The 3,806-nt window shown below is 42.9% G+C and carries 3 protein-coding genes; 2 read left to right on the plus strand and 1 reads right to left on the minus strand.

Going from position 1 to position 3,806, the window contains the following annotated elements:
• Positions 1–56: 56 nt before the first annotated feature.
• Positions 57–848, minus strand: a complete 792-nt coding sequence (locus tag JX312_RS10470) for a class I SAM-dependent methyltransferase (protein WP_124030531.1) — start codon at positions 846–848, stop codon at positions 57–59.
• 116 nt (positions 849–964) lie between these two features.
• Between JX312_RS10470 and JX312_RS14355 the strand changes: the two genes are divergently transcribed.
• Together JX312_RS14355 and JX312_RS10480 are read left to right on the plus strand one after the other, a co-directional pair.
• A complete protein-coding gene (locus JX312_RS14355; RefSeq protein WP_123407817.1) occupies positions 965–1,249 on the plus strand; it encodes a DeoR family transcriptional regulator in 285 nt (94 codons plus the stop codon).
• A 1,024-nt stretch (positions 1,250–2,273) separates the two neighbouring features.
• Complete coding sequence (locus JX312_RS10480) at positions 2,274–3,623, plus strand: site-specific integrase (protein ID WP_124076045.1); 1,350 nt, start codon at positions 2,274–2,276, stop codon at positions 3,621–3,623.
• Positions 3,624–3,806 lie beyond the last annotated feature (183 nt).

A 3,806-nucleotide genomic window follows, 5' to 3' on the forward strand; every position in this document is an offset into this window, starting at 1 on the left:
TTCCCCGCCTTTATGTCCATACTGCTTAATCGAGTCTGATTATGAAATTCTATATCCTAAATAGGAATAAAGTCTGAAAATATGCCAGGGAATAATGACAATGCACGCATAAGTATTGTCTGACGTGAGCGGAAGAAGCGTCCCGGAGAAATCTGTCCTATCAGAGAAAGATGCTGATTCCATGATTCGAGGATTTTTCCGTCGTTGATGCCCCATTTGAAAGTTGCTTCCATATTTTTAATGGCATCGTGTCTGTTCTGATTTTTAACGCCAAGAGTTCCCATGGTGTCAAACCAGATTTCGGCATTGCTGAAACGATCGCATAAGTCGTTAAAGAATTGTCGGAGAGTCGCTTCATCAAAATACATGATGACGCCTTCGGCTATGAGCAGGATATCGCCGAAGGGATGTTCGCTCTTAATCCGATCCATCCAGACGGTATCAAACATCGACTTCGAGATATAGGATTCGTTGGAAGCCTCGGAAATGAATGAACGACGCATGTCTATGGTGTCCGGCAAGTCAAGACTGTAGAATGCCACATCCGATATCCCTTCCACGGTACGTTGGCAGCGGGCGTCAAGTCCACATCCGAGATTGACGATTACCGGATTCTTATGGTTTCGGACAAACTCCGTCACCATGTCGTCGAAGAAACGGCATCTGATGGCACAGCCGATCTCGCTCATTTTGGCTGTGTCGAACTTTGAATAGTCATATTCAATAGATTCGACAATGCGCTGTGCTATAGGGTCGTGAATTATCGCGTCTGCCCGGCTACTCTCTTTGGCTCGCATATAGAGCGGAATCAGGAGAGTTTCTGATACTTTGTCTTTGAATTGATTCATATCTTATTATTTTATAATGGGTTCAATAATGAACAATATTCAAATTCCCTCTCATTCTCAATGCCTGGCATGAAAAACATTGGCTTAAACCTCAGCTTATTGAGCAACCTGAGTTGATGCAGGTTAAACTCGAACTGAAGATAGTCAATGCCGAAAATCTTACTGCCCCACAAAGGGGGCGGAAAGAAGGGCAAAAAGAGGGGCAGAAAGAATTATCTTCTCGCCAATTGGAGATAATTCATCTATTGGAGAAGACTCCCACTGCAACCATGTCACAGATAGCGGAAGCCATGGCAATTACATACCGTACAGTCCGTAGGGATATGGAGTATCTTCAAAAATCTAGAATTATATCGCGTGAAGGTGGGCGCAAAGAAGGTAGATGGATTATATCTAAATGATAATCCATCATTCTACTATTGTTATTTGCTATGCGTTAATATGCATCCAATGTGCCACGCCTCTGTATACCCGCAATTTCCTCATTTCAGCCTTAGCGCATGATGCTGGCTTTCAATAAGAAATATTTATAGTGCCGCCGATGTGATGAAGCGACATAGACCATCTTTTGCAACCTGAATATTTGTTTATCGTAGTACGGATGTCATAAATACGCCTAATTATCGTAGTTTGCTATGCGAGATTTATCAGGTTTATCGAAGTTTTATTATTTTCATAAAACATTTTGAAGTTTCCAACGTTAGAATTTTGCAGGGTCAACAAAAATTTGTACCTTTCCACCAGAGTTCATTCCTCATTTGAGGAAAGGAAATCGAAAAACGCAAGCCTTGAAGCTCTGCGTTTTTTGCTTTTTTATAGAAGATTGTGTAGCCGTCTGTGACGGTACTTGTTCATGATTTTATTGTGAGCGGCATCCTTCAAGATGATATGCTGTTAGCAGATAATATGCAGAACCATTCCTGCGAGGTTCAAGAACAATTACATACCCGAAAGTTAGGTAATGAGGAATGGTAAAGCGTTATGCAAAATGTTGAAGAATAGTGAATTGAAAATTATTTTCAGCCAAAGTGACCGAGGAGAAGCCTTTGGGGAAGGTCGGTCACGGATGGCACACCCACATCTTTCATCATTCTTCCGCGATATATTGAACCCTTAAACACAACAAAGCCTCGATAATGCTGATTATCAAGGCTTTGAATGCTTCTGGATGTTATTTAAGTGGTCCCACTTGGAGTCAAAATAGTGAATCGCGTTGAATTTGGATGAATATGAGTATTCAAACGACAATATTTTATATATCTTGAATATCAGTATATTATAACTTGGCTTGAGTATTTGTGAATTGCGCCTCTATATCAAGCAGACGCAAGTAGGCGCAAAAGATGTGGACAATCCGTGGACAGAAATTTGTGTGCGTGGACAATTTTGATTAATTTTGTACCATAACTTTTAACCCCTCTCCTTATGGCTACAATCACAAGGTCTCTTTCCTCGAAAGTAAATGGCAACGGTGAGTCTGAAATCATGCTCCGTCTTACCGTGTCACGCGAATTGCGTCTGCGTCTCAGAAGCGGTGTGTTTATCGAACCCTCCCGATTCAGAGACGGCAAATTTATCATGCCGCGTGCCGACCGCAAGACGCTTGCAAAATTACAAATTATCAGTGACAATCTCTCATCATTGGAGTGCAGATTGATCTCTCTCAGCGTAAACACACCTGCAAATCAACTCAACAAGGAATTCTTTGAGGACGCCATAATGCGTCACAATCATCCGGAATTGTTTGAGACGGTACCTGTCAGCCGCAGTTTCTTCGATACCTTCAATGAATATCTTGACACCACACAGGATGGTACAAAACTGTCAAGCCACTATAAAGTGTTGGCCCGGCTGTTGGATAGATATGAGAAATACAAGCGAAAATCAACCCGGCAGAAATTTCAGTTGACTCTCGAAGATTTTAACGGGGCGATGGTTGACGATTTCAAGCAGTTTGTCATTGATGAACCCAGAATCTATGAGAAATATCCATCCATATATAAGGACGCATCAGATGTTGTGGAGACAAAGCGCAAGCCTCGCAAGCCGGAGCAGCGTGGCCACAATGCCGTAATTGCCATTATGAAACGGCTTCGTGCTTTCTTCAACTGGTGTGTGAAGCGTGGATACATCACTCGCACTCCGTTTGCCTCCTGCACAAGTATCGGCGCGGAGAAATATGGTGTGCCGTATTACATCACATTGGAGGAACGTGACAAAATTGCTGACCGCGATTTTTCATTCAAGAAATCGCTGGAGGTGCAACGCGATATTTTCATCTTCCAATGCCTTATCGGTTGCCGAGTGTCTGACCTTATGGAACTGACACCCGAAAACATTATCAATGGCGCGGTAGAGTATATGCCCAACAAGACAAAGGGAGAGCGACCGGAGGTTGTGCGTGTGCCACTGAACAGTCGTGCAAAGGCTCTTGTCAGGAAATACAAAGGAGTGGATGAGAAGGGTCGATTGTTCCCATTCATCAGCACACAGAAATACAATCAGGCAATCAAGGATATTTTTACACTTTGCGGTATCACACGTGTTGTCACTGTCCTCAATCCCAAGACCGGCGAAGAGGAGCGTAAACCGCTGAATGAGATTGCGAGCAGCCACATGGCACGGCGCACATTCGTCGGCAACCTCTATAAGAAGGTTAAAGACCCAAGCCTTGTCGGAGCATTGTCCGGTCACAAGGAAGGTAGCAAGGCCTTCGCCCGCTACCGAGACATCGACGAAGACATCAAGAAAGAATTGGTCAATCTCCTTGATTGACAGAGATTAATTTCTGAGAATCAGAATAATTTGCTAATTTTGCATATGGATAAGACTAAAGACACCCCATATATCGTAAGAGTTAAGGATTTCAGAATTGACTCTGATTACTCATCATGGCTTTCTGACACTGGCGTCTCTTAAAATCTGTTAATGCGAAATTGTTAAACTCTGTATTCATGT

The sequence above is a fragment of the Barnesiella sp. CU968 genome (assembly GCF_905219685.1).
In the GTDB taxonomy this organism is placed as follows: domain Bacteria; phylum Bacteroidota; class Bacteroidia; order Bacteroidales; family Muribaculaceae; genus Lepagella; species Lepagella muris_A.